The organism is Moellerella wisconsensis (assembly GCF_022592395.1).
Taxonomy (GTDB): Bacteria; Pseudomonadota; Gammaproteobacteria; order Enterobacterales; family Enterobacteriaceae; genus Moellerella; species Moellerella wisconsensis.
This window is the reverse complement of sequence record NZ_CP093242.1, coordinates 1410815-1436416: the sequence shown is the minus strand read 5'-3', so window position 1 is coordinate 1436416 and position 25602 is coordinate 1410815. Positions and strand designations below refer to the sequence as shown.

At 39.5% G+C, this 25602-nt stretch carries 26 protein-coding genes and 5 pseudogenes; 19 read left to right on the top strand and 12 right to left on the bottom strand.

What is annotated here, in order from left to right; genetic code table 11:
* Positions 1–39: 39 nt before the first annotated feature.
* Positions 40–1278, bottom strand: a complete 1239-nt coding sequence (locus tag MNY66_RS06430; protein ID WP_047256619.1) for an NRAMP family divalent metal transporter — start codon at positions 1276–1278, stop codon at positions 40–42.
* Between the two features lie 500 nt (positions 1279–1778).
* Between MNY66_RS06430 and MNY66_RS06425 the strand changes: the two genes are divergently transcribed.
* The 6 genes from MNY66_RS06425 to MNY66_RS06400 all read left to right on the top strand — a co-directional run bounded on the left by MNY66_RS06425 (position 1779) and on the right by MNY66_RS06400 (position 7454).
* Positions 1779–2435 (top strand): GntR family transcriptional regulator, encoded by a 657-nt coding sequence (locus tag MNY66_RS06425; RefSeq protein ID WP_047256618.1) that lies wholly within the window; start codon positions 1779–1781, stop codon positions 2433–2435.
* A gap of 470 nt (positions 2436–2905) precedes the next feature.
* On the top strand, positions 2906–3673 hold the full coding sequence (locus MNY66_RS06420) for a basic amino acid ABC transporter substrate-binding protein (protein WP_420915515.1): 768 nt from the start codon (positions 2906–2908) through the stop codon (positions 3671–3673).
* 56 nt (positions 3674–3729) lie between these two features.
* Positions 3730–4494 (top strand): amino acid ABC transporter permease, encoded by a 765-nt coding sequence (locus MNY66_RS06415; protein WP_047256616.1) that lies wholly within the window; start codon positions 3730–3732, stop codon positions 4492–4494.
* Positions 4481–5203 carry an amino acid ABC transporter ATP-binding protein gene (locus tag MNY66_RS06410; RefSeq protein WP_241501731.1) on the top strand — a complete coding sequence of 241 codons (723 nt, stop codon included), beginning with the start codon at positions 4481–4483 and terminating at the stop codon, positions 5201–5203. The genes MNY66_RS06415 and MNY66_RS06410 overlap by 14 nt, the downstream gene beginning before the upstream one ends.
* Before the next feature lie 305 nt (positions 5204–5508).
* Complete coding sequence (locus MNY66_RS06405; protein ID WP_047256614.1) at positions 5509–6564, top strand: NAD(P)-dependent alcohol dehydrogenase; 1056 nt, start codon at positions 5509–5511, stop codon at positions 6562–6564.
* A gap of 548 nt (positions 6565–7112) precedes the next feature.
* Positions 7113–7454, top strand: a complete 342-nt coding sequence (locus tag MNY66_RS06400; protein WP_047256613.1) for a carboxymuconolactone decarboxylase family protein — start codon at positions 7113–7115, stop codon at positions 7452–7454.
* A gap of 115 nt (positions 7455–7569) precedes the next feature.
* On the opposite strand, the gene MNY66_RS06395 is transcribed toward MNY66_RS06400, so the two are convergent.
* Together MNY66_RS06395 and MNY66_RS06390 are read right to left on the bottom strand one after the other, a co-directional pair.
* Positions 7570–8613, bottom strand: a complete 1044-nt coding sequence (locus MNY66_RS06395; RefSeq protein ID WP_241501730.1) for an NADP-dependent oxidoreductase — start codon at positions 8611–8613, stop codon at positions 7570–7572.
* 195 nt (positions 8614–8808) lie between these two features.
* Positions 8809–9399 carry a TetR/AcrR family transcriptional regulator gene (locus tag MNY66_RS06390; protein WP_241501729.1) on the bottom strand — a complete coding sequence of 197 codons (591 nt, stop codon included), beginning with the start codon at positions 9397–9399 and terminating at the stop codon, positions 8809–8811.
* Positions 9400–9725: 326 nt separating this feature from the next.
* Here MNY66_RS06390 and MNY66_RS06385 point away from each other — a divergent pair, with 326 nt between their 5' ends.
* Positions 9726–10883 (top strand): iron-containing alcohol dehydrogenase, encoded by a 1158-nt coding sequence (locus MNY66_RS06385; protein ID WP_241501728.1) that lies wholly within the window; start codon positions 9726–9728, stop codon positions 10881–10883.
* A 50-nt stretch (positions 10884–10933) separates the two neighbouring features.
* Positions 10934–11635: a type 1 glutamine amidotransferase domain-containing protein gene (locus MNY66_RS06380; protein ID WP_047256609.1), complete on the top strand. Its 702-nt coding sequence runs from the start codon at positions 10934–10936 to the stop codon at positions 11633–11635.
* 472 nt (positions 11636–12107) lie between these two features.
* Here the strand turns inward: MNY66_RS06380 and MNY66_RS06375 are convergent, their stop codons facing one another.
* Complete coding sequence (locus MNY66_RS06375) at positions 12108–12692, bottom strand: NAD(P)H-dependent oxidoreductase (RefSeq protein ID WP_241501727.1); 585 nt, start codon at positions 12690–12692, stop codon at positions 12108–12110.
* Between the two features lie 675 nt (positions 12693–13367).
* Between MNY66_RS06375 and MNY66_RS06370 the strand changes: the two are divergent.
* Positions 13368–13670: pseudogene (locus tag MNY66_RS06370) on the top strand (integrase); the annotation flags it as partial.
* A 17-nt stretch (positions 13671–13687) separates the two neighbouring features.
* Here MNY66_RS06370 and MNY66_RS06365 read toward each other — a convergent pair.
* From MNY66_RS06365 to MNY66_RS06345, 5 genes and pseudogenes are all read right to left on the bottom strand, one after another.
* Positions 13688–14831, bottom strand: a pseudogene (locus MNY66_RS06365) (IS3 family transposase).
* A gap of 51 nt (positions 14832–14882) precedes the next feature.
* A complete protein-coding gene (locus MNY66_RS06360) occupies positions 14883–15749 on the bottom strand; it encodes a hypothetical protein (protein ID WP_241501726.1) in 867 nt (288 codons plus the stop codon).
* Between the two features lie 66 nt (positions 15750–15815).
* Complete coding sequence (locus MNY66_RS06355; RefSeq protein WP_241501725.1) at positions 15816–16337, bottom strand: hypothetical protein; 522 nt, start codon at positions 16335–16337, stop codon at positions 15816–15818.
* A 741-nt stretch (positions 16338–17078) separates the two neighbouring features.
* Positions 17079–17270, bottom strand: a pseudogene (locus MNY66_RS06350) (DNA translocase FtsK); the annotation flags it as partial.
* 63 nt (positions 17271–17333) lie between these two features.
* Positions 17334–17573: a hypothetical protein gene (locus MNY66_RS06345; RefSeq protein ID WP_241501724.1), complete on the bottom strand. Its 240-nt coding sequence runs from the start codon at positions 17571–17573 to the stop codon at positions 17334–17336.
* On the opposite strand from MNY66_RS06345, the gene MNY66_RS06340 reads away from it, so the two are divergent.
* Positions 17572–17961, top strand: a complete 390-nt coding sequence (locus MNY66_RS06340; RefSeq protein WP_241501723.1) for a hypothetical protein — start codon at positions 17572–17574, stop codon at positions 17959–17961. The genes MNY66_RS06345 and MNY66_RS06340 overlap by 2 nt on opposite strands.
* Positions 17962–18202: 241 nt before the next feature.
* On the opposite strand, the gene MNY66_RS06335 is transcribed toward MNY66_RS06340, so the two are convergent.
* From MNY66_RS06335 to MNY66_RS06325, 3 genes and pseudogenes are all read right to left on the bottom strand, one after another.
* A complete protein-coding gene (locus tag MNY66_RS06335; protein WP_241501867.1) occupies positions 18203–18682 on the bottom strand; it encodes a type II toxin-antitoxin system death-on-curing family toxin in 480 nt (159 codons plus the stop codon).
* Positions 18683–18694: 12 nt separating this feature from the next.
* Positions 18695–18874, bottom strand: a complete 180-nt coding sequence (locus MNY66_RS06330) for a hypothetical protein (protein WP_241501722.1) — start codon at positions 18872–18874, stop codon at positions 18695–18697.
* A gap of 273 nt (positions 18875–19147) precedes the next feature.
* Positions 19148–19393, bottom strand: a pseudogene (locus tag MNY66_RS06325) (DUF6246 family protein); the annotation flags it as partial.
* Between the two features lie 64 nt (positions 19394–19457).
* On the opposite strand from MNY66_RS06325, the pseudogene MNY66_RS06320 reads away from it, so the two are divergent.
* The 9 genes and pseudogenes from MNY66_RS06320 (at position 19458) to MNY66_RS06285 (ending at position 25586) form a co-directional block, all read left to right on the top strand.
* A pseudogene (locus tag MNY66_RS06320) lies at positions 19458–20601 on the top strand (IS3 family transposase).
* Between the two features lie 229 nt (positions 20602–20830).
* Positions 20831–22270 (top strand): IS1182 family transposase, encoded by a 1440-nt coding sequence (locus MNY66_RS06315; RefSeq protein WP_241501721.1) that lies wholly within the window; start codon positions 20831–20833, stop codon positions 22268–22270.
* 279 nt (positions 22271–22549) lie between these two features.
* Positions 22550–22672, top strand: a complete 123-nt coding sequence (locus MNY66_RS17940; RefSeq protein ID WP_277627820.1) for a hypothetical protein — start codon at positions 22550–22552, stop codon at positions 22670–22672.
* A 168-nt stretch (positions 22673–22840) separates the two neighbouring features.
* Positions 22841–23251, top strand: a complete 411-nt coding sequence (locus tag MNY66_RS06310) for a hypothetical protein (RefSeq protein WP_241501720.1) — start codon at positions 22841–22843, stop codon at positions 23249–23251.
* Between the two features lie 50 nt (positions 23252–23301).
* The gene (locus MNY66_RS06305; RefSeq protein WP_241501719.1) at positions 23302–23847 is read left to right on the top strand and encodes a phage N-6-adenine-methyltransferase; all 546 of its coding nucleotides are present in this window, start codon (positions 23302–23304) and stop codon (positions 23845–23847) included.
* A gap of 7 nt (positions 23848–23854) precedes the next feature.
* A complete protein-coding gene (locus MNY66_RS06300; protein ID WP_241501718.1) occupies positions 23855–24049 on the top strand; it encodes a hypothetical protein in 195 nt (64 codons plus the stop codon).
* Positions 24021–24227, top strand: coding sequence for a hypothetical protein (locus tag MNY66_RS06295; protein ID WP_241501717.1), 207 nt, complete (start codon positions 24021–24023; stop codon positions 24225–24227). Before MNY66_RS06300 ends, MNY66_RS06295 begins: the two co-directional genes overlap by 29 nt.
* 28 nt (positions 24228–24255) lie before the next feature.
* A complete protein-coding gene (locus tag MNY66_RS06290) occupies positions 24256–24615 on the top strand; it encodes a helix-turn-helix domain-containing protein (protein WP_241501716.1) in 360 nt (119 codons plus the stop codon).
* Positions 24516–25586 carry a tyrosine-type recombinase/integrase gene (locus tag MNY66_RS06285; RefSeq protein ID WP_241501715.1) on the top strand — a complete coding sequence of 357 codons (1071 nt, stop codon included), beginning with the start codon at positions 24516–24518 and terminating at the stop codon, positions 25584–25586. Before MNY66_RS06290 ends, MNY66_RS06285 begins: the two co-directional genes overlap by 100 nt.
* Positions 25587–25602 lie beyond the last annotated feature (16 nt).

Sequence of the window (25602 nt, the reverse complement as noted above, 5' to 3'; positions counted from 1 at the left end):
GCTTATTCGCGCCGAGGATCAAATACATTCTGCTGCTGACTACTTCAAATAGTTGAAAATAGCACTGACAGACATCGCGCCCATATACCAAGTCAATACACAGGTAATTACGCCTAACCACAACAACCAGCGTGGGTATAAATATCCGCCCATTAAATCCGCACGTTTCCAACCGACATAGATAAAAATACTTAAGCCAATCGGTAAAATTAAGCCATTAAATCCACCAGCAAAGACTAACAATGCAGCAGGGGCGGTTCCCATCATTAAATAAATCACTAGCGAGATAGCAATGAAAATGATGGTCGCAATACTGCGCTGGCGTTCAGTGATTGAACGATGAAAAACAGTAATAAATGTCATCGAGGTATAGGCAGCACCGATAACGCTAGTTAACGCAGCGGCCCAAAGGATCAGACCGAAAATACGCAAACCAAACTCCCCTGCTGCCGCTTGAAATGCCTGTGATGCGGGGTTTGATGCATGCCCAGAAATATCGATAGTCACCCCACTAGCCACCACGCCTAGAATGGCTAAAAATAAGATATAGCGCATTAAACCAACCACAATGATCCCCTTGGTTGCCGCACTCGATACAACTTTAATATTTTCAATCCCTACCGCGCCCTTATCCAGTAATCGATGGGCACCGGCATAACTGATATATCCGCCAACCGTTCCACCGACAATCGTAGTGATCGTGGCAAAATCCACCTGATCTGGCATGACACTCTGTTTTAAGGCTTCGCCTAAAGGAGGGTTAGAGACAATGGCCACATATAAGGTAAGGAAAATCATAATTAATCCCAACCCAATCATTAACCTATCAATCGCTGTACTGGCTTTACGGGAGGAAAAAATATAAATCGCCAATAAAGCACTAATCATCCCTCCCCATTTGGGATCTAAACCAACTAGTGCATTTAAACCCAATCCAGCGCCCGCAATATTACCAATATTGAATACTAGGCCACCAAAAATAACCAGTATGGCCAATAAATAACCACTGCCGGGGATCGCTGCATTTGCTACATCGGATGCATGCATTTTAGTCAAAGTAACAATGCGCCAGATATTTTGCTGAACCACATAATCAATCACTATTGAGGCGAAAATACCAAAGGCAAAAGCTGAACCCATGGTTACTGTGAACGTGGCTGTTTGTGTAATGAATCCGGGACCAATCGCCGAGGTTGCCATTAAGAAAATGGCCGCAATCAATGAGGAGCGACGAGCTTTTATATAACTGCTGGGGCTTGCTTTGTGTTGAGTTGCCATGTGCAGACTCCTGATTATTTATTATTGTTTGCCGCTAACGCTATGATTGTGTGAGTTATGCACAGCTGGATCTTGCGGTCACTAGGTAGAATAACAGAGGCAATTATCGTGCCATTGTTCTATCAGACTTGATAATTGTTAATTCATTGATGTTATATTGTTGAACAATTAATAGAGTATGATGAATAAATCAGCAATCTAATTCGTTTTTTTAGATTTAAAAATCATACCGCGATCACTTTTTTAACAAAAATAATATTTAATTAACATTATTATGCTTGTTAATTAAGCTAACTTGCTAAGCACTATGGTGGTGCAATTGCATCGTTTTTCACTGTTATAGTGCAAATTAAAAGTGCATCAATGCCAGCTTGCGATACCCTACTTGCCGCGCTCTAGTGAATATGTGAATATGACGCCGTCCCTACTATTTCGCTGTAGTGTTCACTTATCCGGTACTTTTATCCCGATATATACTTCGCCACGCAACTGTGAATATCATGAAAAAACAAAATACTAACCAGCTCTTAGCCGTCACTATCGCAGAAAAAATGCGTAATAAAATTACGCTAGGAGAATGGATACCGGGGCAGCGATTATCCGAAGCCGCATTGAGCGAAGAGCTTGAGATTTCACGCAACACATTAAGAGAAGTATTTCGCGTTTTGACTCAAGAGGGCCTGTTAACATATACCCCAAATCGTGGCGTGTGTGTGTCTATTCCCGATGTTGCTACAATAAATGACATTTATCGGGTGCGACAACTGATAGAATGCGATGCGCTACAACACGCTTATGCCATGCACCCCGCCGTCGAGAAAATGCAGCAAGCGGTAAGCAATGCTCGCGTTCATGCCGAAAATAAATATTGGATAGGTGTCGGAAGTGAGAATATGCAATTTCACATGGCGATAGTGGAGCTTTCTGATAGCCAACGATTAATTAAACTCTATCGTCATATTTCAGCCGAATTACGTCTCGCCTTTGGCCATCTGCAAGATGCAAAATTATTGCATGCTCCTTATATTGATCAAAATGCGCAAATACTTAACTTACTTAATGCAGGAAAAAATCAGCAGGCCGCTGAATCTATGCGACAATATCTTGATTTATCTGAGCGCACTTTACTCGCAGCACTCGCACGCCAAGCCTTATAGCGAATATATCGATCAATATAATAATCTTAATCATAAAGTATAAGGTTTCTTGGAACGTTAAAAAATTAACCCCGCGATAAGCCAACACTATTAAAATTCATAATTATGCAATAATAACCTCAACATAATAGCTGATAATATTCAAAGTGGGTTATTCGACAAAGTAATCTCCGGATATTTATATTTGCATCGAAATAAATCATTACTTTCAGCGTAAAATACCAAGATCATTCTCTGTATTCAATCAAATGACATCTTATTTAATTTATAAGACAATGAGTTAAACCCTTTCTAGAAAGAATTAATTAACCTTATCATTCCTTACCTTTCCATTCCTTATCTCAACTAAAGACTGTCAATTTAAGATTTTTTATTATTCAATAATTTATTATTAATTCACAAAATATGATTGCACAGCCTAAGATACTTGTGTATTTTTATTCACATAAAATGAATAAATAGAGGCTAGTATGTTAAAGAAAATTATTTTCGCGGGATGTTTATCGCTGATGGCATTCTCAGGGGGAGTGGTAGCTAAAGAAACTTATGTGGTTGGATCTGGCGGAACTTATCGTCCCTTTGAATTTGAAAATAGCCAAAAACAGCTGGAAGGATTTGATATCGATATCATTAAGGCTATCGCCCAAGCAGAAGATTTCGACATTAAATTAATCAACACGCCATGGGAAGGTATTTTTGCCACTCTGTCGACCGGTGATAGAGATATTTTAATTTCAGGTATTACGATTACCGATAAGCGTCAGAAAATGGTCGATTTTTCTGCCCCTTATTTCCCAGCAGATCAAGCGATTGTCGTTAGTGAAAACTCAAAAATTGCAGATTTAGAGGGATTAAAAAAACTTAATGTCGGCGTGGTGAATTCCAGTACTGGGGATATTGTGGTATCCGATATTATTGGTAAAAACAGCACCGCAATCAAACGCTTTGATAATACACCGTTATTACTGCAAGAACTGTACGAAGACGGAATCGATGCCGCGGTCGGGGATGTAGGCGTGGTAAAATATTATATCAAAACTCACCCAGAGAAAAAATTCAAACTGATTTACGACCCACACTTTGAGAAACAATATTTCGGTATTGCCGTCGCTAAAGGTAATCGTCAATTACAGCAAAAAATTAATACTGGTTTACAAAAAATCGTTGCCGATGGTACCTATGCCAAAATATATCAGCACTGGTTTGATGAACAAGTCCCCGAATTACCAAGTAAATAATTAAGTTATTAATTAAACCATACTGTGGGTAGATAGGATTTTATCAGGAATGTGTTATGACAGGATTTCGCTGGGAAATTATCGAGGAATATGCGCCTTTATTTGCGGAAGGCGCATTAATGACCATCAAATGTACCATTATTTGTGTCATTTTAGGGACGCTCTGGGGCTTAACCCTTGGGCTAGGCAGAACGGCTAGCGCTGAACAAGGCCCATGGAAACTAGGGTTGCGTATTTTTGTACAATGGCCTGTCCGTTTTTATGTTAGCGCATTTCGTGGTACGCCATTGTTTGTACAAATCATGGTGGTTCATTTCGCACTGGTTCCATTATTTATCAATCCACGAGATGGGCTATTAGTTACCAACGGTATTATGTCGATAGATACCGCCAGAATGTTACGTTCAGATTATGGTGCGTTTCTCTCATGTATTGTGGCTATTACATTAAATTCAGGGGCTTATGTTTCTGAAATTTTCCGCGCGGGTATTCAATCGATTGATAAAGGTCAAATGGAAGCCTCCCGCGCTTTAGGCATGAGCTGGGCGAAAACAATGCGTAAAGTCATTTTGCCTCAAGCTTTTCGGCGTATCCTGCCACCGCTGGGCAATAATGCCATTGCGATTGTCAAAGATTCGTCATTAGCTTCGGCTATCGGTCTCGCTGATTTAGCTTACGCCGCGCGTACTGTTTCCGGCGCATATGCCACTTATTGGGAGCCGTATTTAACTATTTCAGTTATTTACTGGATGCTGACCTTTATTCTGGCGCAGTTAGTTCAATATATGGAAAGAAGGTTAGGCAGAAGTGATTTACGTTAATAATTTACAAAAACAATTTGGTCAATCACATGTGTTGCGTGGCATTTCCTGTGAAATCAAACCTCAAGAAGTGGTTTGTGTTATAGGCCCTTCTGGATCAGGAAAAAGCACTTTTCTGCGCTGCTTAAATGCATTAGAGCGTCCGGATGGCGGCGAGATCATCGTCAATGGTTTTAATGTACATGATCTTAAAACTGACCTGAATAAAATGCGCGAAAACCTTGGAATGGTCTTCCAGCGCTTTAATTTGTTCCCACACATGACCGTGCTGGAGAATTTAACTATGGCACCATTGATGGTTAAAGGATCGAAAAAAGCCGAGGTACTGGAGAAAGCCGAACAATTATTAATCAAAGTGGGTCTACTGGATAAAATAGATGCATGGCCTGCCAGCCTTTCTGGTGGACAGCAACAACGGGTCGCCATTGCTCGCGCATTAGCCATGGATCCATCGATTTTATTGTTCGATGAACCGACATCTGCTCTTGATCCTGAATTAGTGGGTGAAGTTTTATCGGTGATGAAAACATTGGCGACAGAAGGTATGACCATGGTGATTGTGACCCATGAGATGGGATTTGCTCGTGAAGTTGCAGACCGGGTATTTTTTATCGATCAAGGGATTATTCAAGAAGCCGGAACGCCGGAACAGATTTTCAATCACCCTCAGAATCCTCGTACCGCCAGCTTTTTAAGCAAGATTTTATAACTTTTAAGGTTTATCTCTGCGGGGATAAACCTGTTTCCTTGCAAATCGATTCTCCGCCACGCTGAAAACCTATTCTCAGCTATTTTAAACAACATTACTCTATGTTAGCGTAACTAATCACATATAATTAATGTCATTATTATCATTTTTTGAATAATAAACTATTATTATAGTGAAAGAACAATAGTCTTCAAATTATAGCCCTCGGCTAAATCCACTGTTTGCTCTCAGCTTTCCTGATAATAGATAGTCGTTCTGACGCCTATTCGCTGGGATAAGACAAATATCAACCGGAGATACCAATTATGACCGTAAAGATCTTAGGTTATGCCGCAAAATCCGCTACTGCGCCTCTTGCCCCATTACATTTTGAACGCCGCGAACCTCGCGCTGATGATGTAGTTATTGAAGTTCTCTATTGCGGCGTTTGCCATTCAGATCTACATCAAGCGCGTAATGATTGGGGCTTCAGCCAATACCCATTAGTTCCTGGACATGAAGTTATTGGTCGCGTCACATCTGTCGGTAAAAAGGTGACTAAATTTGCTGTCGGTGATATCGCCGGCATTGGTTGTATGGTCGATTCTTGTCGTCAATGTAACCCATGCAAACAAGGATTAGAGCAATATTGTGAAGAAGGCAATATTCAAACTTACAATGGTAACGATCGTCATGACCATAGCGTGACCTATGGGGGATATTCACAATCAATCACTTGCAGTGAAGATTTTGTGCTTAAAATTCCTCAAGGTTTAGAACTGAGTGGTGCAGCACCTTTATTATGCGCAGGCATTACTACATGGTCGCCACTGCGTCATTGGAATATCGGTAAAGGCAGTAAAGTCGCTATTGTAGGACTCGGTGGCTTAGGTCATATGGCTCTGAAATTAGCCAATGCACTAGGCGCTGAAGTGACCTTATTTACCCGCTCTGCCAATAAAGAAGCGGATGCACGACGCCTCGGAGCCCATCATGTGATTTTATCCAACGATCCTGAGCAAATGGCGCAAGTAAACGGCCAATTTGATCTGATTATCGATACCGTCCCTTATACACATGATATCAATGTATACATGCCAACCTTAACGTTAGACGGAACACTCGTCTTTGTTGGCTTATTGGGAGAAATTGATCCGACAGTCAACACCGTATCTATGGTATTAGGTCGCCGTTCGATTGCTGGCTCATGTATTGGGGGAATTGCAGAAACCCAAGAAATGCTCGATTTTTGTGGACAACATAATATCACTTCCGATGTTGAAGTGATTAACATGGCAGAGATCAATGAAGCCTACGAACGAATGTTAAAAAGTGATGTGAAATACCGCTTTGTAATCGATATGGCAACATTACGCCCTTAATTTTCCGAGCTACGTGAACAGAGTAACCGGCTAAATTATCTAATAATTTCACTCGTGATTACCTACCGTCCATACTGATTATGGACGGTTTTTATGGGTTCTACTCCAGATAATGCCCGCCACTATTCTTACAACTATTCTTGCAACCATTCTTATATCTTGCGCCATTGATAATTCTATCGTATCAATAATAAAGCGGTTATCCAGCACATACATAAAGCTTAATCACCGGTAGATTAATGTCAACCTCAACGTACTTATTCAGTTATACACCTCATTTATTTAAACTTTTATTAAATCCGTTGCAGTATTACCTTCAAAAATCGGGATGCCAATATTATCAATATAGTCAATGCCAATACTGCACATTCAACTATAATCAATTTTCATCTCAACTTTACGCTCCCTACTAATCCATAAAAAGAAACCCGCTTAGAAGCCGATGAAATTTATCGTTCTTGTATTCGCTCATATAGTATGTAATAGTACATAATATATTTTTATATAATATAAATTTAAATAATTTATTAGACATAAGAGGTTATAAAATGAATAAATACACTGAAATTACGACTGACATCGCGAAAAACATGGCTGAATTAAGCAAAAATATTCCCGATGTGATGAAAAGCTTTTCAAATTTAGCTAAATCAGGTGCTGAAGCCGGAATTTTGGATGAAAAAACCAAAGAACTAATTGCAATGGGGATAGCAGTTGCGGGTCGTTGTGATGGATGTATTGGATTTCATACAAAAAAATTAATCAGCTTAGGGATCTCAGAGCAAGAATTTTCAGAAATGTTAGGCGTAGCTATCTTTATGGGGGGTGGCCCTTCTGTGATGTATGCGGCTAATGCACTTTCTGCTTATAAAGAATTTAGCCAGAAATAATTGGGCTGATTATAGAACCAATAATAAATCGACTATCTGACAAAAAATAAAATAGCGCCCATAAAATAGTGGACGCTATTTAATACCAGCATGATTAAAACATAGGTTAAATAACTTACTGTGGCTGATTAATTTTAACCACTAATTTACCAAAGTTTTTTCCTTCGAGCATTCCCATGAAAGCACTAGGTGCATTTTCAAGCCCTTCAACAATTTGTTCTTTATAATAAATCTTATCCTGTTCTAACCACGCGCTCATTGCTTGGGCAAATTCATCGTACCGATCAGCATAATCATTAAAAATAATAAATCCTTGTACTTTAATCCGCTTAACTAACAATTGCCCCATCAGCATAGATAAACGATCCGGGCCTGATGGCAAAGATGTCGCATTATATTGCGAAATTAATCCACATAATGGAATTCGCGCACGCGGATTTAAGAGTGGTAACACCGCATCAAAAACTTTTCCGCCGACACTTTCAAAGTAAACATCAATTCCTTTATCGCAGGCTGTAGCCAGCTGTTGTGCGAAATCAGCATCATGGTGATCGATACACGCATCAAATCCCAACGTTTCTACTGCATAACGACATTTTTCTTTTCCGCCAGCGATACCGATAACCCGACACTGTTTTATTTTACCAATTTGCCCGACGGTCGCCCCCACAGCTCCGGTTGCTGCCGCAACTACAATAGTTTCTCCCGCTTTCGGCTGGCCAATATCTAATAAGCCCATATAGGCGGTAAAACCTGGCATCCCCATGACACCTAAAGCCAGTGAAGCATGTGCCGGATTTTTACCCAACTTGATTAAACCTTCGCCGTTAGAAACGGCATAATCCTGCCATCCTGTATAGGCTAAGACCCATTCGCCTTCAGCGAAATCAGCATGTTGTGATGATTCAACTTGGCAAACTGTTGCGCCAACCATTACATCCCCTACGGCCACAGGCTCAGCATAGGAGGCGGCATCACTCATACGACCACGCATATACGGGTCTAACGATAAATAAATACTGCGTAATAGCATTTCACCAGACTTAATGCTTGGTTTTTCTACATTTTCTAGCCTGAAATTTTCTGCCGTTGGGGCACCATGTGGACGAGACGCCAGCACAATGCGCTGATTTTTTGTTAGAGTCGTGTCAGAAGTCATAATATTTCCTGTAATTTTTATCACCGACTATCTTATTATCGAAATACATATTATTGAGATAGATAAATAATAGACCGGTCACTTAGTTGTAGGGTAAAAAATCAATCAATCTGATTTTTAATTAGTATGAATTACGGCGATTACCGTAAATTATAGTTTTAATCACTGTTTGAAGTAATAAACTATTTTCTTTAATCAATTATTGGGTTTCAGTAAATCTTTAGTACTTTCTAAACATTGATGTAGCCCGGACTGATCTTGATATAATTTATTCAAGACACTGGCACCCACCCACAAAAAATACAATTGATGAGCGGTTTTTTGGCTATCACTTGGCTTAATCGAACCATCGGCGATACCTTTTTCAATACATCCAGCAATAGAAGTAATCACTTGATCGGCACCATTACGCAGCGCTAAACGCATTGGCTCTGATAAATCAGACACTTCGGCACTCAGTTTTACGACCAAACATTTATTGGCATTACAGCATTGGTCATCTTTGCCTTTCCAGTATTCAAAATATTCTAATAAGCAATTATAACCACTGCGCTGGGGATGATTAAAAATATTGCTTGCCTGCTCGAGGTAATGTTTAAAATAATCTTGAATAAGCTCGGTACCAAATAACTCTTTAGATTTAAAGTAATGGTAAAAAGAGCCCTTTGGCACATTGGCTAATTTCAGTAACTCTGACAGCCCCACTTTAGTGAAGCCCTTGGTTACAATCAGTTGATAGCCGACATCAAGTATGTGTTGGCGTGTATCATTGGTCGTTTCATTCATAACTTTCATCATTAAGGTTATCGATATCAATTATCATAGAGGGAATTAGACCAATCGTCTAGTCGCGTTGCTCATTTTGAGCATAACTTGCCCCGCATATCAGATTAACCATTTGAATTTAAATGAAAACAATTTTAAATCCCACCATAAATAGCCTTATTCTTAATCAATAAGTCCCGTACCTAAATAAAAAATAAAATACTAGACGACTAGTCTATTTTTTTGTTAGTGTGAATACATAGTCAACATAACCCCTCGAGTTACTCGGTTGATAGTTAATAACATCAGCGATTAATTTAGCCAGTAACCCAGTTTAGGACAATTTAATGCTTAATTTTAATTTCTATAATCCAACTCGTATTATTTTTGGGGCTGAAACCATCGGCCAATTAAATCAACTTATTCCAAACGATGCCCGCGTTCTGTTACTGTTTGGTGGTGAAAGCGCACGACGTAATGGTACCTTAGACGAAATTTATCGCGCATTAGGGCAACGCCAAGTCGAAGAATTTGGCGGTATAGAACCTAATCCAAGTTATGAAACATTAATACGAGCTGTCAGCCAAATCCGTGAAAATCAAGTTGATTTCTTACTTGCTGTGGGGGGTGGCTCGGTAATTGATGGCACTAAATTTATTGCGGCAGCGGTTGAATATGACGGTGAACCATGGGAGATCCTCGAAACTCGCGGTAGCAAGATTACTCGAGCATTACCTTTTGGTTCCGTATTAACCTTGCCTGCAACAGGTTCAGAGATGAACAGTGGTGCAGTTATTACCCGCAAAGCGACACAAGATAAACTGTCCTTTATGAACCCACTGGTTTTCCCACAATTTTCTATTTTAGATCCAACCAAAACCTATACATTGCCGACACGTCAAGTAGCAAATGGCATCGCCGATGCTTTTGTCCATGTGGTCGAACAATATTTAACCTACCCGGCAGATGCCGCAGTACAAGATAGATTTGCCGAAGGATTATTACAAACACTAATCGAGATAAGCACTCAGATTAAAGATGCACCAGAAGACTATGCCGTGCGGGCTAATTTAATGTGGGCAGCCTCTTTAGCCCTCAATGGATTAATCGGTGCAGGTGTGCCTCAAGACTGGTCAACTCATATCATCGGCCATGAGCTAACCGCGATGTACGGCATTGATCATGCAAGAACATTGGCTATCGTTCTGCCGGCTAATTTACAGATACGCCGCGAGGCTAAACGTCAAAAATTACTTCAATATGCGCAGCGTATTTGGGGGATAACTGACGGAACAGAAGAAAGCCGTATTGATCAGGCGATTGAAAAAACCCGTCAATTCTTTGAAACACTGGATATCGGCACCCATTTATCCGACTATGATTTATCTACCGATACTATCGATGCAGTAATTAAACAGCTTGAAAAACATGGAATGACCGCGATTGGTGAACATCAGGATGTCGATTTAGCAACTAGCCGTCGTATTTTACAAGCCGCGCTTTAATTACTCAGCCAGCGTAACTATTAGCTACCTTAAATATAAGAGAGATGCCAATGAATATCCTGCTCATTTTGACCTCGCATGATAGCTTGGGCGATAGTGGAGAAAAAACCGGTTTCTGGCTGGAAGAATTAGCTGCGCCCTATTACACCTTTATTGATGCAGGCGCACAAGTTACACTTACCTCGCCAAAAGGTGGATTACCGCCATTAGATCCAAAAAGCAATCAGCCTGAATTTCAAACGGCTGCAACCGTACGTTTCAGTGCCGATACTTCGGCAATGCAGGCGCTGCAGACTACCCTGCCCTTATCTACAATTAATGTGGCGGATTATGATGCCATTTTCTATGCCGGAGGACATGGTCCATTATGGGATCTGGCCGAAGATCCGTGCTCAATTAGCTTAATCGAGCACGCGATTAAAGCAAATAAACCGGTGGCTGCCGTTTGCCATGCGCCGGGGGTTTTTCGCCATACTAAAGCCGCGGATGGACAATTTTTAGTGCATGGGAAATCAGTCACGGGATTTAGCAATAGCGAAGAGCAGGCTGTTGGTCTTACCGACATTGTGCCTTTCTTGCTTGAGGATATGCTGAAAAATCATGGGGCTAACTACAGTAAACAGCAAGACTGGCAGCCATACGTGGTGACTGATGGTTTATTAGTTACCGGGCAAAATCCGGCGTCTTCAATGGAGACAGCTCAAGCAGTATTAAACTTATTATCAGCAAAAAATAGTGCTGGCGCCGCATAAGGGTGACATCATAGAAATGCCTATCTTTGTGAATAGATTATATTATATTGCCACACTATAAGCACTAACAGAGACAGAAAACGCGGCATAAAATACGGGATAGAATATAGATAAGCCAAGTGGATTAACTCTTTTTGGCTTATAGGAAAAGGGAGGAATAATAAATTATTCCTCCCTTTTTTAATCATAATATTTGAATTAATTATCGACTTATCACGCCGACACTAACACAGCGGTATAACTCCAGTTTGCAGCAGAAGTTAGCATACGATTTATTTATTCTAGTATATGGCTTATATCTTCTTTATATAGAGAAAAGATATACAGCGACTTATTAGAATTTATTCGCAACATTTTACCGTCAGTGTTTCAAATTAGTCTTTTACTATATTAAACCGCTATTATTAAACTTAAAACAGCTATGTTTTGAACAGCTATAGTAAGTATCTATATTAAGCGGCATTCAGCGGCATTAAGCGGCGCTAAACTCTCGAATAAGATGCTGTTTATAATCAGCAATAAACTGGTCAACCTGTGGCTGTTTAATCACATCATTAACCATAAACGAGGGCAGACTCGCCATTCCTAAAAACTGTTGGGATTTATGGAATGGAAAATAAACACCATCGACTCCCTTCCCTTCAAAGAAATTATCAGCATCATTAAAGGCAGCTTCAGGTGCGTTCCAGGTAACTGAAAGCAGATATTTTCGACCTTGCAATAAACCACCACTACCATATTGCTTCGACGGATCTTTACGGGTTCGTCCATCACTTTCATATAATTTAGAATGACCTGCCGTATAAACCTCGTCCATATATTTTTTAACTTGCCACGGCATCATCATCCACCAGCCCGGCATTTGATAAATTATCGCCTCGGCCCATAAAAATTTTTCAACTTCTTCCTCAACTTGATAACCATGTTCAATATCTGTCATTTTAATGGTATGACCTAACTCGGCTAACTGATTACATGCCACTTCATGCAATGTTCTGTTTAATTGCCCACCCGAGTGACCAAATTGATGCCCACCATTTATTAATAATATATTCATAAGCTAATCACCTTACGTTGAACCAATATCATAAACTTTAATTTATGTGATCAGCTTAACAAATTTGACATAAATCTGACAGATTGTTCTAATGTCAGTATTAAATCTCGCACAAAAAGACAATTAAAAAATCATACTGTGCATCCAATTTATTTTCTCTAAAATACAGTGTAGTTAAGATAATAAGCAATACCGATGTAGCGATTATATCTGCAAGAATAAGAATATTATCTACTAAATGATCAGCATTAAATGCTTAATATTCCTCAGCAGGATCGAATTCAATCTTATAAAATTAATTTAATTAGTCATTAAATATCGCAGGAAAAACAACTCCAGCTTTATCAAATAAATAACCTCGAGTTAGGATGTTTTCTTTAATACCTCTTGCACGACTGCAATTATCCACTTCCCGTAAAATGAGATTACTATAATTAGATTTTCTGCCCTATTAGATTTTCTGCCCTAATATTTGCAGAAGTCATTATGAAGAAAGAACGTTTTACTGAAACACAAATCGTCAATATCTTAAAGCTCGCCGATTCAGGTATGGAAGTGGAAGATATTTTGCCTACACCATTAATGGATATTAACTAGGCAAAATTGCATTGCGGCACTTAACAATCCAATACAAACTATAGATGTGAGCGCGGTTGACGCTAAGGAGGGTGAGAAATGTCAATATTCCGCAGGGGCAGCACTTGGTACGCCGACATCACAGTCCAGAGCGGTAAAAGAGTTAAACAATCTCTTAGGACAACGGACAGAAAGCAGGCGCAGGAGTTGCACGACCAATTAAGAGCTAACCTATGGAGAGTGGATAAATTAGGAGATTATCCAGATATAACATTCGAAGAGGCGTGCGTCAGGTGGCTTGAAGAAAAATCAGATAAGAAATCTATTGATACAGATAAGAGCAGTATTGGTTTTTGGTTAGAGTATTATAGTGGGTGCCTGATAAAAAACATTACCTCTGCGTGTTCTGCGCAACTAAATCAGGACACTTTTCTTAAGGAATTTTGTTCATACTCAATGGGGGGCAGATCACCGTTGGCAGTATGAAGCCTTTCTAGGTTGTAATAGCGCATATACGCGATAACATCTTCTTTTATCTGTTTCCTCGTCGGCTGTGGGATTTTCAGTACCCAATCGTGTTTTAAACTGCCAAAAAATCGTTCTACAACGGCGTTATCCCAACAGGCTCCAACATCACCCATGCTTGCCCTAATACCATAGCTTGTTAGCAAGCGGCGATATCGCTTACTCGTATATTGAGAGCCTCTATCACTATGAATGACTAAGCCTTTTTCGGGCTGGCGTAAGTTATACGCTTTCATCAAGGCTTTAGTGACTAAATCTGCCGTCATTCATTTATCGATGTGCCAACCCACAATACGGCGAGAATATAAGTCCATCACGATGGCTAAATACATCCAGTCTTCACCTATTTTTAAATAGGTCACATCGCCAGCCCAAACTTCGTTAGCCGCATTAAGATTAAAATTTTGATTGAGCAAATTATCGGCTACGGCATCACTGTGTTTGCGTTTTGTGGTGACTTTGTAAGCAACGCGCTGAGTGACGACTAGGTCAAGCTGAGCCATTAGCTTTTGAACGCCATAAGCACTCACGCTAAAGCCCTCTTTGCATAACCGTTTACGTAACGTTCTATAACCTAAGCTATTTCGACTCTGTTCAAAGATAGCTTTGGCTCTGCGGTACAGGCTAAGTTGTTCTGCGGTGATCAATTTTGCTGGGCGTTTAAGCCAAGCATAGTAGGCAGAACGACTTATTTTCATTAACTTGCAGAGCTTCAGCACGGGAAACTGTGAAGATAATTGCTTAATCGTTTTAAACGCTACTTGGTTTCCTTTAGCAGGAGGGCGCTGGCTTTTTTGTGGATCTCTTTCTCCATTCTAAGTTCTTTATTTTCCTTTCGAAGCCTTAACAGCTTTCATCTGAATTCAAGCTACTACCGGATTGCCCAGCGTCGAATATTGCTTTCCAGTTATAAAGTAATTTATCGGTGATCCCTAAAGAAGCTGCCGCTTTTGGGACGCTATAACCTTGTTCGGTGACTAATGCGACCGCTTCTTGCTTAAACTCAGTAGTATAAAATCTGTTTGTTCGTTTTTTCATTTAACACCTCAATAATTGGATTATATTCCATTATTAAAGTGTCCTGTTTGATTAAAGCAGATCAGTTGCTGTTGCTTGAGCCTCCAAGCCCTTAGCTTTATTTAGCTCAATGGTTGTATTGTGAAGGTTTTCTTTTGCTGACTTTACTTTGTCCTCAGCCTTCCAAACCTCTTGCGCTATTTCTGTTGATTGTTTTTCTATTTGGTTTTGCGTTCTTTGAACTGTTGACCGAGCTTTTGTTACTTCCGCTAATGTTTTTTCATTGCCTATTGTTTGATGTGCTAGTTCAGCTTGCTTTAATTGGTATTCTTGTTCTTTTTTCAGCACTTCAAGATTTTGAATGCTAGCGGTTTTGCGATCAGCTAAAGCCTCTGCGACTTGCAACTCTGATTCCGCGAGCTTCACAGCCTCTTCCGCTGACTTTCTTTTTTCTTGGATGGATAAAACTAGTTGAGATACCTCCGCTTGATACGCTTCGGCTTGTTTTTGCATCACCTCTGCATTTTTAATCTCTTCTGCTGTGGCGTTAATGGCGGCTTGCGTGTGCTTAATTAGCGATTCTGTAGCGCTTCCTATATTGCCAACATAACCAGCACCCAGTGAACCAGAAACTGTACTCAACACACCAGTAAACCTACTATGCGTCTGAGCCGCTTTTTCTGTCGCTGCTGAATTGGCTCCAATTTTCCCAGACAATTGAGCCATGTCACGAGATAACTTATTTATCTCTGGCATCTTCATGGCTGTACCAACCTGAGCAGCAACTTTATCTAATTTGTTTAGCGAACTTGTGGCCTTATCTGTGCTCTTTTCTACATTATCCATTACTTTGTTAACTTGCTTCTCACCGACAAGTAACTCTTTAATTTCCATGCTTACATCATAGTGGATACCACCTGCTGATTGGCTTTCTGACATATTTATTTTCCTCCAGAAAAAAGAAAGCCCCGTCAATTTGACAGGGCCTATGCGTAAAAATGGCTATTAGTTGAATATCTGACTTATTAAATAATTTAGCTTTCTTTGGTATGAGCCTATTGAGTTTTTAGCAAGTAATTCAGCACTAATTTCATCACTATTCATAAGCGGTTTGTTATCTACAATAAATAATCTTGGGTACACTCCAAGCACTATGCTGTCGTTATGTGCTCTAGTGAATGAGCAAGATGATTCGCCAGCCAAGTCAACACCAAATGAATTCTTGGACTCATAACCTATTGTCACAGACTGAGTGTCAAAAATAACATTTTCTTTTGGGTTGTCTTTTTTGATTTTATTTTCAAAGCTACGGTCTCTTTCACTAATAAATTCATCAGGCGTAGGGTATGAAAATGTTTTATAACTTAGCATCTTATAAGAGCTTGGTGATTTCATTATGCTCTTAGTCATATTAGAACAATGAGACACAAGGTAAAACTCATTAGCTTTTTTCTCTGACACAAAGTTAACTGATACTCCAGCCGCCACACCAACTAAGATAGCTCCTGCGATCAATGCTTTTTTCATTTTCTAACCCTATAATTCATTTCAATTTAACCACGTTAACTTTGCAATAAATATTAACTACCATCTCAAATCAATGACATTCATTTTATGGTTCTTATCTATATTTGTGATCGCTTGTAACCCTGACAAGTACAATATCGGGTCAACATAAGCTATTGCCTCATAGTTTAGCTTTTCGAAGTCATCACGGGTTACATTAATATTTATCAGATAATTACTTTCGTCATCACCTGTATCGTGATTGAACAGCTGAGAATATCCAGCAATGATCACTTTGTTTATTTTAGGGCAACTTAAAAAAGATACAGACATAACCCTTACTACAATTGAGTGAACATGGCGACAATAATCATAATAATACTTACCCACTGATTTGATGCCATCGCCATCTGACACAGGCGTGTCTTGAATTTCAGGCAAATCAATCTGTAGGTGTAAAAAAGTATTTTCTTCATCCAAGTAGAATTCAATCACTGTTTCCCTGCGCCATTCCAATGATAAGTAAACTCTAGCCAAGCCATCAGCTATCGGTTCCCCTAACTTAAGTCCAGCATACTTGGCTATATCATAATGAGTATCAATTATTAACTTCGGCTTACCAGTAAACCCATAATTATAATCATCCTGATAAACGATTATTTTACCGCCAACTTGCTTAACTAAATTTTTATAGCCTGTATTTGCTTCCTGCTCTTTTCTTTGGTTTAGTCTCTCAAGCTTTATATCTCCAGCCTCACTGACTAAAACCTCCCTATTCCCATCCTTGAGTGGCTCAGAAACAATATAAAACCCTTCCATTTGCTCAACAATTTGAGCGGCGCGGTTGTATCCAATCCTGAATTGTCGCTGCACACCAGAAATAGAAACTCGCTGCTTGGTAATGACAAAATTAATTGCTTCATTTAATAATGGATCAAGGTCATCATTCGTATCATCAACCATCTCATCCTCGGTTTTTCATCAGTCTAGTTTCTTAGTGCCGCAATTGTGAGCAAATTATTGCTTTCTGCACTCGGCCCATTTCTCAGTTACTTGCTTATCACCATCCGAAACTGTAAATTCATTTCTTGTATCAGCCATCACATAAGCCATTTTACCTTTAGTTTCAATAAATAGGTTGCCATTTTTCTTTTTCATTTCAGGGCTTTTTATTGTTGTTTTGTCAGGCCTGTTAGCTTTAAAGATATCACCATTAACCTCTACATTAGCAAGCGAGAAGCCTTTCATTTCTCCCATGACACCATTCTTTATTGAAGCTTTAGCATATGTGCATCTGTATTTGACTGAATCAGATGATGAGGCTACAGCTGCTGTTGTTGAAGCTCCAGCTATGGCTAAAGAAGATGCCTTTGAAGCATTGCCTTTATACTTATCAGAGTCATTGCTAGAGCTGCTATATAGATTTGATGAGCTTGATGTGTTACTAGGCTTGTATTTACTTGAACTTGATGAATATCCCGTTCCTATACGGCAAGTCTTATTAGCTGATATGCAGCTATTACCGCAAGGTATTCCTTTTTTGCAGTTTTTAGCCGAAGCAGGAAAAGAAAAAGATAAACTCAAAATTGCTACTGATACTGATGTGAAAATTATATTTCTAACACGCCCCATGCTATCACCATAAATTTAACTTAAGATTTATTGATATTATCAGGGAAATGAAAAAAACCTCAATCAAGAGGCGTAATGTGTGATCTGGATTACAAGACCATCCTTGGGCTATCAACTCACCATCTTTAAGATGGTAACTAACCCAATATTATTAGCATACCTATCAACTGCCCCTCTTTAAGAGGTTCGGCTACTTTGCGCCCCACTAAATGATGACCGCAAATCTCAGGCAATAAAAAACCCACCGGAGTGGGTTAGTCAGACTTAGCCTTGAATATGGAACAGTACTCAATACCTATTCTCTCTGTGCATAATAGCCTTGAATCAAAGTCTCTTGCCCAAAAGCTCAACCAGCTTTCTAGCTCATCAAGTGAGTATTCTTTAGTTGCCATTCCTCTAGCTATCTCCACCACTTCATCTTCCGGCGCAGTTAGCTCATAACCGTTAAGTAATAAAAAAATGTAACCAGCCATCATAGCAGTTCGTTTGTTTGCATTAGCAAACGGATGATTTCTTATTAGGCTTTCAATTAACACAGAAGAGAGAACAAACACATCATCTGTTTGCTCATAATATTTTACTTGGCTTGGTCTTGATTGGGATGAGCTAAGGTTGTTAAAGTTTAATACTTCTATTGGCTCATTGGGAGTTTGTAATTCTATCAAAGTTCTATTGATGTTTATTATATCATCGATAGACAGATAGTTAATTCCTTCAACAAACTCCCCTGTGATATTCAGCACTCACTATACCTTAGCTAATTTTTCCATTGCTTTTTCATAGCGGGCGAAACCGAAGTCAAATGCATTTTTGACTTGATTATCGTGAGTACATTGCTCGCTCATAGCAGCCCTTGGAGCTGCAACTTTACTTTTGTCACGAGCAGGTATATTTAAGCGATTAGGCTTTTGCAGTGCGTGACCCATAATTAACCTCGTTATAAAACAGTAAGTTATAAATTACATCTAGTATACGATGCGTATAACTGTGATTATAATGTAGGTTAAGCTACCTTAAGTCAACGGGTTTGCTTGTATTTTACATTGCCATACGTATAATTCGCGCCCCGCGAGATTAGTACGTTTAGCTCTATCTGCAACCGAATCCATACTTAGAAAATACCCCGCCAATAATAAAAATCACCTTGCCTTCACGCCAAAACACTGCATACATACACAATGATCCCTACTTGGTAAACACTACTTCCGGCTAACCAGTCTACGTTTGCCTGTCGCCAGCTCATCATTGCGCTGGTCATCGGCTTTCATGATCTCGTCGTACTCTTCACGAGTGAAGCCTTTTTCGTCTGGATATTTGGCTTTCAGCATCATGACGAACTCGGTCATTGTCAATTGCTCAGCTTCTTCGCGATTCATGCAAAAGTGAGCACGAGCGGCTGTGATATATTCGATGGCATTGAAGCTATCTGTAAATTCGTTTTTACCTGATCTGCTTTAATCAAACAGGACACTTTAATAATGGAATATAATCCAATTATTGAGGTGTTAAATGAAAAAACGAACAAACAGATTTTATACTACTGAGTTTAAGCAAGAAGCGGTCGCATTAGTCACCGAACAAGGTTATAGCGTGCCAAAAGCGGCAGCTTCTTTAGGGATCACCGATAAATTACTTTATAACTGGAAAGCAATATTCGACGCTGGGCAATCCGGTAGTAGCTTGAATTCAGATGAAAGCTGTTAAGGCTTCGAAAGGAAAATAAAGAACTTAGAATGGAGAAAGAGATCCACAAAAAAGCCAGCGCCCTCCTGCTAAAGGAAACCAAGTAGCGTTTAAAACGATTAAGCAATTATCTTCACAGTTTCCCGTGCTGAAGCTCTGCAAGTTAATGAAAATAAGTCGTTCTGCCTACTATGCTTGGCTTAAACGCCCAGCAAAATTGATCACCGCAGAACAACTTAGCCTGTACCGCAGAGCCAAAGCTATCTTTGAACAGAGTCGAAATAGCTTAGGTTATAGAACGTTACGTAAACGGTTATGCAAAGAGGGCTTTAGCGTGAGTGCTTATGGCGTTCAAAAGCTAATGGCTCAGCTTGGCCTAGTCGTCACTCAGCGCGTTGCTTACAAAGTCACCACAAAACGCAAACACAGTGATGCCGTAGCCGATAATTTGCTCAATCAAAATTTTAATCCTCACGCACCTAACGAAGTGTGGGCGGGTGATGTGACCTATTTAAAAACAGGGGAAGGCTGGATGTATTTAGCCATCGTGATGGACTTATACTCACGCCGTATTGTGGGTTGGCACATCGATAAACGAATGGCGGCAGATTTAGTCAGTAAAGCCTTGATGAAAGCGTATAACTTACGCCAGCCCGAAAAAGGCTTAGTCTTTCATAGTGATAGAGGCTCTCAATATACGAGTAAGCGATATCGCCGCTTGCTAACAAGCTATGGTATTAGGGCAAGCATGGGTGATGTTGGAGCCTGTTGGGATAACGCCGTTGTAGAACGATTTTTTGGCAGTTTAAAACACGATTGGGTACTGAAAATTCCACAGCCGACTCGGAAACAGATGAAAGAAGATGTTATCGCGTATATGCGCTATTACAACCTAGAAAGGCTTCATACTGCCAACGGTGATCTGCCCCCCATTGAGTATGAACAAAATTCCTTAAGAAAAGTGTCCTGATTTAGTTGCACAGAACAATAGATGAAGTTGATAAGAAAGGCTACACTCACAAAAAATCAATATTGATGACAACCTTTAATAGAGTTAATAATTTAGAAATAATTAAGGACTTAATATCTAGAATTAAATAACACCCTGCTAGTGCAGGGTTCAGACTGCTGACAAAGTCCTCGCTTTTTATTGAGGACTTTGATCTAATAAGGTTAGTGCAAATAATGAGCTAACCGGTATGCTAAAAGAACCTTCTCCCCAACAATATCAATTCGAAACCATCACACTTGATGAACTTGTTCCTGAAGACTATCTTGTTCGTAAAGTCGATGCCATTATGGATTTCGAATTTATTCGCGATGCCGTTGCTCACCTTTATTGTCCCAATAACGGGCGACCTGCGGTTGACACTGTTCGATTGATTAAAATGATGTTGTTAGGCTATCTGTTTGGTATCCCATCAGAGCGCAAACTGGTTAAAGAAATCCAAGTTAATATGGCTTATCGCTGGTTTTTACGCATGGGATTAACAGAAAAAGTGCCAGATGCATCTACCCTTAGCCAAAATCGTATCCGTCGCTTCAATGACAGTGAGATTTTCCAACAGATATTTGACCATGTCGTAGAGCAGGCCATCAGTGGTGGCATGGCGAATGGGCGCGTTCTTTACACCGACAGTACTCACTTAAAAGCAGATGCTAACCCGCGTAAAGCTATTAACGAAGAACGTCCCATTGCACCAAGTGAATATATCGAACAACTCAATGCTGCCGTTGAAAAAGACCGGAAAAACCATGCAAAAAAGCCCTTACCCGACGTAAAAAAACCCAACGAAAACAGCGCCGTCAAAAACACTAAAGTGAGTACAACTGACCCTGAAAGTGGTTTTATGCATCGGGACAATAAACCAAAAGGCTTCTTTTATCTTGACCATCGCACAGTTGATGGCAAACATGGCATCATCATGGATACGCATGTGACGGCCGGCAATGTCCATGATAGTCAACCTTACATTGGTCGATTAGAACGACAAATTACTCGCTTCAGCCTGAATACAGTGGCCGCAGGTGTGGATGCAGGCTACTTTACCGCCCCTGTTTGTCACCTTGCGAAAGAAATGAGTATCGCCCTCGTGCCGGGTTATAGGCGACCGAACAAAGGGCAAAATGCGTATCAAAAGAAGCACTTCCAGTATGATGCACAGCGCGATGTATATGTGTGCCCAGCGGGAGAACTTCTGACGTACAGTACAACAGATCGCAATGGATATAAGCATTACAAATCAAACCGTCAGCAATGCCAGCTCTGTGAACATCGTTCATCGTGCACTCAAAATCAGAAGGCTGAAAAAACCGTGACCCGACATGTCTGGGAGGAAGCGAAGGAATGGTCAAATGCGTTAAGGCTGACGAAATGGGGGAAGAAAGTGTATGCAAGGCGAAAAGAGACGGTAGAAAGAAGCTTTGCCGATGCGAAACAGCATCATGGTCACCGCTATGCGCGGTTCCGTGGGCTGAGTAAAGTTCAGATGCAATGCTTATTAGCGGCAACGGCGCAAAATATCAAGAAGATGGCGCTGCTGGCGCTTCTTTTTTACTTTTTTAGGTTAATGCAAAGGCAATTAAAGGCATATAGAACGGAATATAGCTTGAGAAAGTTATTAATGATGGGATTTTAGAAAAATATCGCGATCGCGACCTTCGGTCGCTGAAACAATAAACCCCATGCTGAAAACATGGGGTTCGTCATCAATCTGCACCCTGCTAGTGCAGGGTTTTTTATATCAAAAATTCAGAGTAATAATTCATGCAAATAATCGGATATGTATTACTCATGCTAATACAGGGTTCTGCTGTGCCTGTTACAGAGCAAATATACACACAGCAAGAATGCGAGAGCCGTGCTGGTCAATTAATGCAGGTGCGGGATGTTGAAATTAAGTACGGAGAGGTGTGGAATGAAAATAACAATTGAGTGCAAGGAAGATGAATATTTATTTGCTCTTGAAGCAGCAAAGATAATTATCAGCAATAAACCTGATGTTAACGCATTAGCTGTAGCTACTGGTGATGGAAAATAGCATATGGGAGGAAGTCATACACAGGTAATTACAAGATAACCGACAAAAATTAGATATGAAACTTAAAATATTATATAAGGTTAAGTATATAAATAACTCAAATAACCACTCTAGAACACTCCACATTGAATACAAGCTAGAAGTTATTAACATAAGTGAAACTAATAAATGAATAAAATAAAAATTACTATTTTAACTACGATTATTTTATTGCCAAGCGTAGTAAATGCTGAGCAAAATAAAGATGCAATAGATGTGATAAAATCAATTAACAAATTAGTTAGAAATAATAACCAAGAATACAAATATAAAAGTATCTTAACTAAAGAAGAAAGAAGCTCAGATGCAAGAGGTATGGATAATAGTATAACTATTAGTCCGACAACAAATGAGCCCACATCTAATGGTGATAATGGATACTTCAATAATTATTATAACAACTACTACAATAATTTTTACAATAATAACTATAATAACAACTATAACAATGTATATAATAATAACTATAATAATAATCATCACAATAATAATAACAACAACAATCATAACAATAACGATAACAAGGTGAATAGAAATTAATAAATATACCAGAATACTTAATCTCAAGATTAATAAGCAGAATACAGAGAATGAAAGCTGACTACGGAGGTAGCCACACACCAAAGGAATTGCGTGATAGATGGCAAACTCCCCTACCTTTATTTACAGCATTGGACGCTGAATTCGGTTTCTATTTAGATGCCGCCGCCGATAAAAATAACCACCTTTGCACTCATTACCTCACCGAAAAAGACGACTCGCTAAATTGTGATTGGGAAAGTTATGGCGCTATTTGGGTGAATCCCCCGTACAGCGAAATTCAGCCTTGGATTAATAAAGCCGCCGAGCAATGTAAAAAACAATTACAGCCTGTAGTTATGTTAATTCCTAATGATACATCCGTAGGTTGGTTTAATTCTGCATTAGAAACTGTTGATGAAGTGAGATTAATCACAGGGGGGAGAATTTCATTTATTAACGCAGGAACAAATAAGCCAGTTAGTGGAAATAATAAAGGCTCAATGCTTTTAATATGGCGGCCATATATTAATCCTAGAAAGATAATTAACACTGTTGATAGAGATGAATTAATAAATATCGGCAATCAAATATTAAATGAATGGAAAATAGCATAGGTGAATCATGGATATTATCGACTCAGCAAATGAACTTAATGAATTAAATATAAAAAATGCAATATTAAATCGACCTCCAATAATTAAATCAATTAATGGAATGTGCGTCTGGTGCGAAGAATTACCAGCGGCAACTAATAGCGCATATTGCAGCAAAGATTGCGGAGATGATCATGAGCAATATAAACGAAAAAATGGATGATGTAATACTAGAAAATGGGCGCAGGAAGATAGCCCGTGAATGCCGCAATAAGTTAAAACAACTCAAGAAACTCAGCGATAAACAAAGCACTTTAATTCTTAATCAATACCTGCCTAAATTTAAATTAACACTCACAGATAAACATAAAAATTTCACGCCTAAACTTTGGCTTATTTAGTATGTGAATAATATCGATAAGGAGATTAATGGTGGATCTTAATGATGAACCTCTAACAACAAAAGGCGCATCTTTATTACTCAAATGCTCAGAGAGAGAGGTGCGGAGACTTATAAAAAATGGTGATCTACAAGCCAGTCAAAGAAGAATGAAAGATAAAGATGGGCGTGAAATCATCGGACGCTATCGATTATTAAAATCAGATTGTCTTGCTTATGCGATCAGTATTCATGAAAATAACCTTGTGAATGCTGGTTGTCATATTAAATCAAGGGAGAGATTTAAATCATGTCAATCAAATTACGGCACGGCATCTGGCACTGTGATTTCGTTTCGCCAAGCGGCAAGCGAATTAGACAAAGCCTTGGGACAACAGAGAAAAAATTAGCCGAAGAACTGCACGATAAATTAAAGTCAGATATATGGAAAGTTGAAAGATTAGGCGCAGACCCAGAGTTTTTATTTGAAGAGGCTTGTTTGCGCTGGCTTAAAGAAAAACAACACAAGCGAACCATTGACAAAGACAAAGGGAAAATTAGGTTTTGGAGACAGCATTTTTCTGGCAGAAAGTTAGGTTCAATAACAAATAACGAATGTCAAGATATAGTATCAAGAATGAAAAACAGAGGAGGGAGGGAAGTCTACCCTTCTCAATCTTCTAAATACTCTCACCTTGCATTCATTCGCTCACTGTTAAAGATAGCTGCTAATGAGTGGGGTTGGATAAAAAATGCGCCTTACATTAAAGCCCTACCGCCGCGACAAACAAGAATCAAGTGGCTTACGCGAGAACAAGCTCAAGCGCTCATATCGAATGCTGTTGACTACTTAAAGCCAGTAATAACATTCGCGCTAGCTACGGGATTAAGAAGATCAAATATTATTGGTCTGGAATGGTCTCAAGTCGACCTTGTTCGAAAGGTTGCTTGGATAAATCCTGAGCAATCTAAAAATTACCGAGCAATAGGCGTTTCGCTCAATGACACCGCATGTCAGATTATTCGGGATCAGATAGGCAGACATACAAAATATGTTTTTGTCAGAGAGCGAAAGGAAAAGGGCGTTATAGATATGGTCCCAATGCGAGTTGATGCCAACAAAGCTTTTAAGTCTGCCATGCGAAATGCAGGAATAGAAGGATTTCGTTTTCATGATTTAAGGCACACATGGGCCAGTTGGTTAATTCAAGCAGGAGTTCCATTATCTGCACTACAAGAAATGGGAGGATGGGAATCAATAGAAATGGTTAAACGATACGCCCATTTATCACCAATACACTTGCAAGAGCACGCTAAAAACATTGATGAAATATTAAGTGTCCAAGTCACGAATATGGCACGTAAGATAATTCAACAGTGACATAAATAGCGTAACT

Bases quoted from the DNA above. Each gene is read 5' to 3' on its own strand.
- MNY66_RS06430 (WP_047256619.1), bottom strand. From the start codon at position 1,278: ATGGCAACTCAACACAAAGCAAGCCCCAGCAGTTATATAAAAGCTCGT.
- MNY66_RS06425 (WP_047256618.1), top strand. From the start codon at position 1,779: ATGAAAAAACAAAATACTAACCAGCTCTTAGCCGTCACTATCGCAGAA.
- MNY66_RS06420 (WP_420915515.1), top strand. From the start codon at position 2,906: ATGTTAAAGAAAATTATTTTCGCGGGATGTTTATCGCTGATGGCATTC.
- MNY66_RS06415 (WP_047256616.1), top strand. From the start codon at position 3,730: ATGACAGGATTTCGCTGGGAAATTATCGAGGAATATGCGCCTTTATTT.
- MNY66_RS06405 (WP_047256614.1), top strand. From the start codon at position 5,509: ATGACCGTAAAGATCTTAGGTTATGCCGCAAAATCCGCTACTGCGCCT.
- MNY66_RS06400 (WP_047256613.1), top strand. From the start codon at position 7,113: ATGAATAAATACACTGAAATTACGACTGACATCGCGAAAAACATGGCT.
- MNY66_RS06395 (WP_241501730.1), bottom strand. From the start codon at position 8,613: ATGACTTCTGACACGACTCTAACAAAAAATCAGCGCATTGTGCTGGCG.
- MNY66_RS06390 (WP_241501729.1), bottom strand. From the start codon at position 9,399: ATGAATGAAACGACCAATGATACACGCCAACACATACTTGATGTCGGC.
- MNY66_RS06385 (WP_241501728.1), top strand. From the start codon at position 9,726: ATGCTTAATTTTAATTTCTATAATCCAACTCGTATTATTTTTGGGGCT.
- MNY66_RS06380 (WP_047256609.1), top strand. From the start codon at position 10,934: ATGAATATCCTGCTCATTTTGACCTCGCATGATAGCTTGGGCGATAGT.
- MNY66_RS06375 (WP_241501727.1), bottom strand. From the start codon at position 12,692: ATGAATATATTATTAATAAATGGTGGGCATCAATTTGGTCACTCGGGT.
- MNY66_RS06360 (WP_241501726.1), bottom strand. From the start codon at position 15,749: ATGTCAGAAAGCCAATCAGCAGGTGGTATCCACTATGATGTAAGCATG.
- MNY66_RS06355 (WP_241501725.1), bottom strand. From the start codon at position 16,337: ATGAAAAAAGCATTGATCGCAGGAGCTATCTTAGTTGGTGTGGCGGCT.
- MNY66_RS06340 (WP_241501723.1), top strand. From the start codon at position 17,572: ATGACACCATTCTTTATTGAAGCTTTAGCATATGTGCATCTGTATTTG.
- MNY66_RS06345 (WP_241501724.1), bottom strand. From the start codon at position 17,573: ATGGGAGAAATGAAAGGCTTCTCGCTTGCTAATGTAGAGGTTAATGGT.
- MNY66_RS06330 (WP_241501722.1), bottom strand. From the start codon at position 18,874: ATGGGTCACGCACTGCAAAAGCCTAATCGCTTAAATATACCTGCTCGT.
- MNY66_RS06315 (WP_241501721.1), top strand. From the start codon at position 20,831: ATGCTAAAAGAACCTTCTCCCCAACAATATCAATTCGAAACCATCACA.
- MNY66_RS17940 (WP_277627820.1), top strand. From the start codon at position 22,550: ATGAAAATAACAATTGAGTGCAAGGAAGATGAATATTTATTTGCTCTT.
- MNY66_RS06310 (WP_241501720.1), top strand. From the start codon at position 22,841: ATGAATAAAATAAAAATTACTATTTTAACTACGATTATTTTATTGCCA.
- MNY66_RS06305 (WP_241501719.1), top strand. From the start codon at position 23,302: ATGAAAGCTGACTACGGAGGTAGCCACACACCAAAGGAATTGCGTGAT.
- MNY66_RS06300 (WP_241501718.1), top strand. From the start codon at position 23,855: ATGGATATTATCGACTCAGCAAATGAACTTAATGAATTAAATATAAAA.
- MNY66_RS06295 (WP_241501717.1), top strand. From the start codon at position 24,021: ATGAGCAATATAAACGAAAAAATGGATGATGTAATACTAGAAAATGGG.
- MNY66_RS06290 (WP_241501716.1), top strand. From the start codon at position 24,256: ATGGTGGATCTTAATGATGAACCTCTAACAACAAAAGGCGCATCTTTA.
- MNY66_RS06285 (WP_241501715.1), top strand. From the start codon at position 24,516: ATGTCAATCAAATTACGGCACGGCATCTGGCACTGTGATTTCGTTTCG.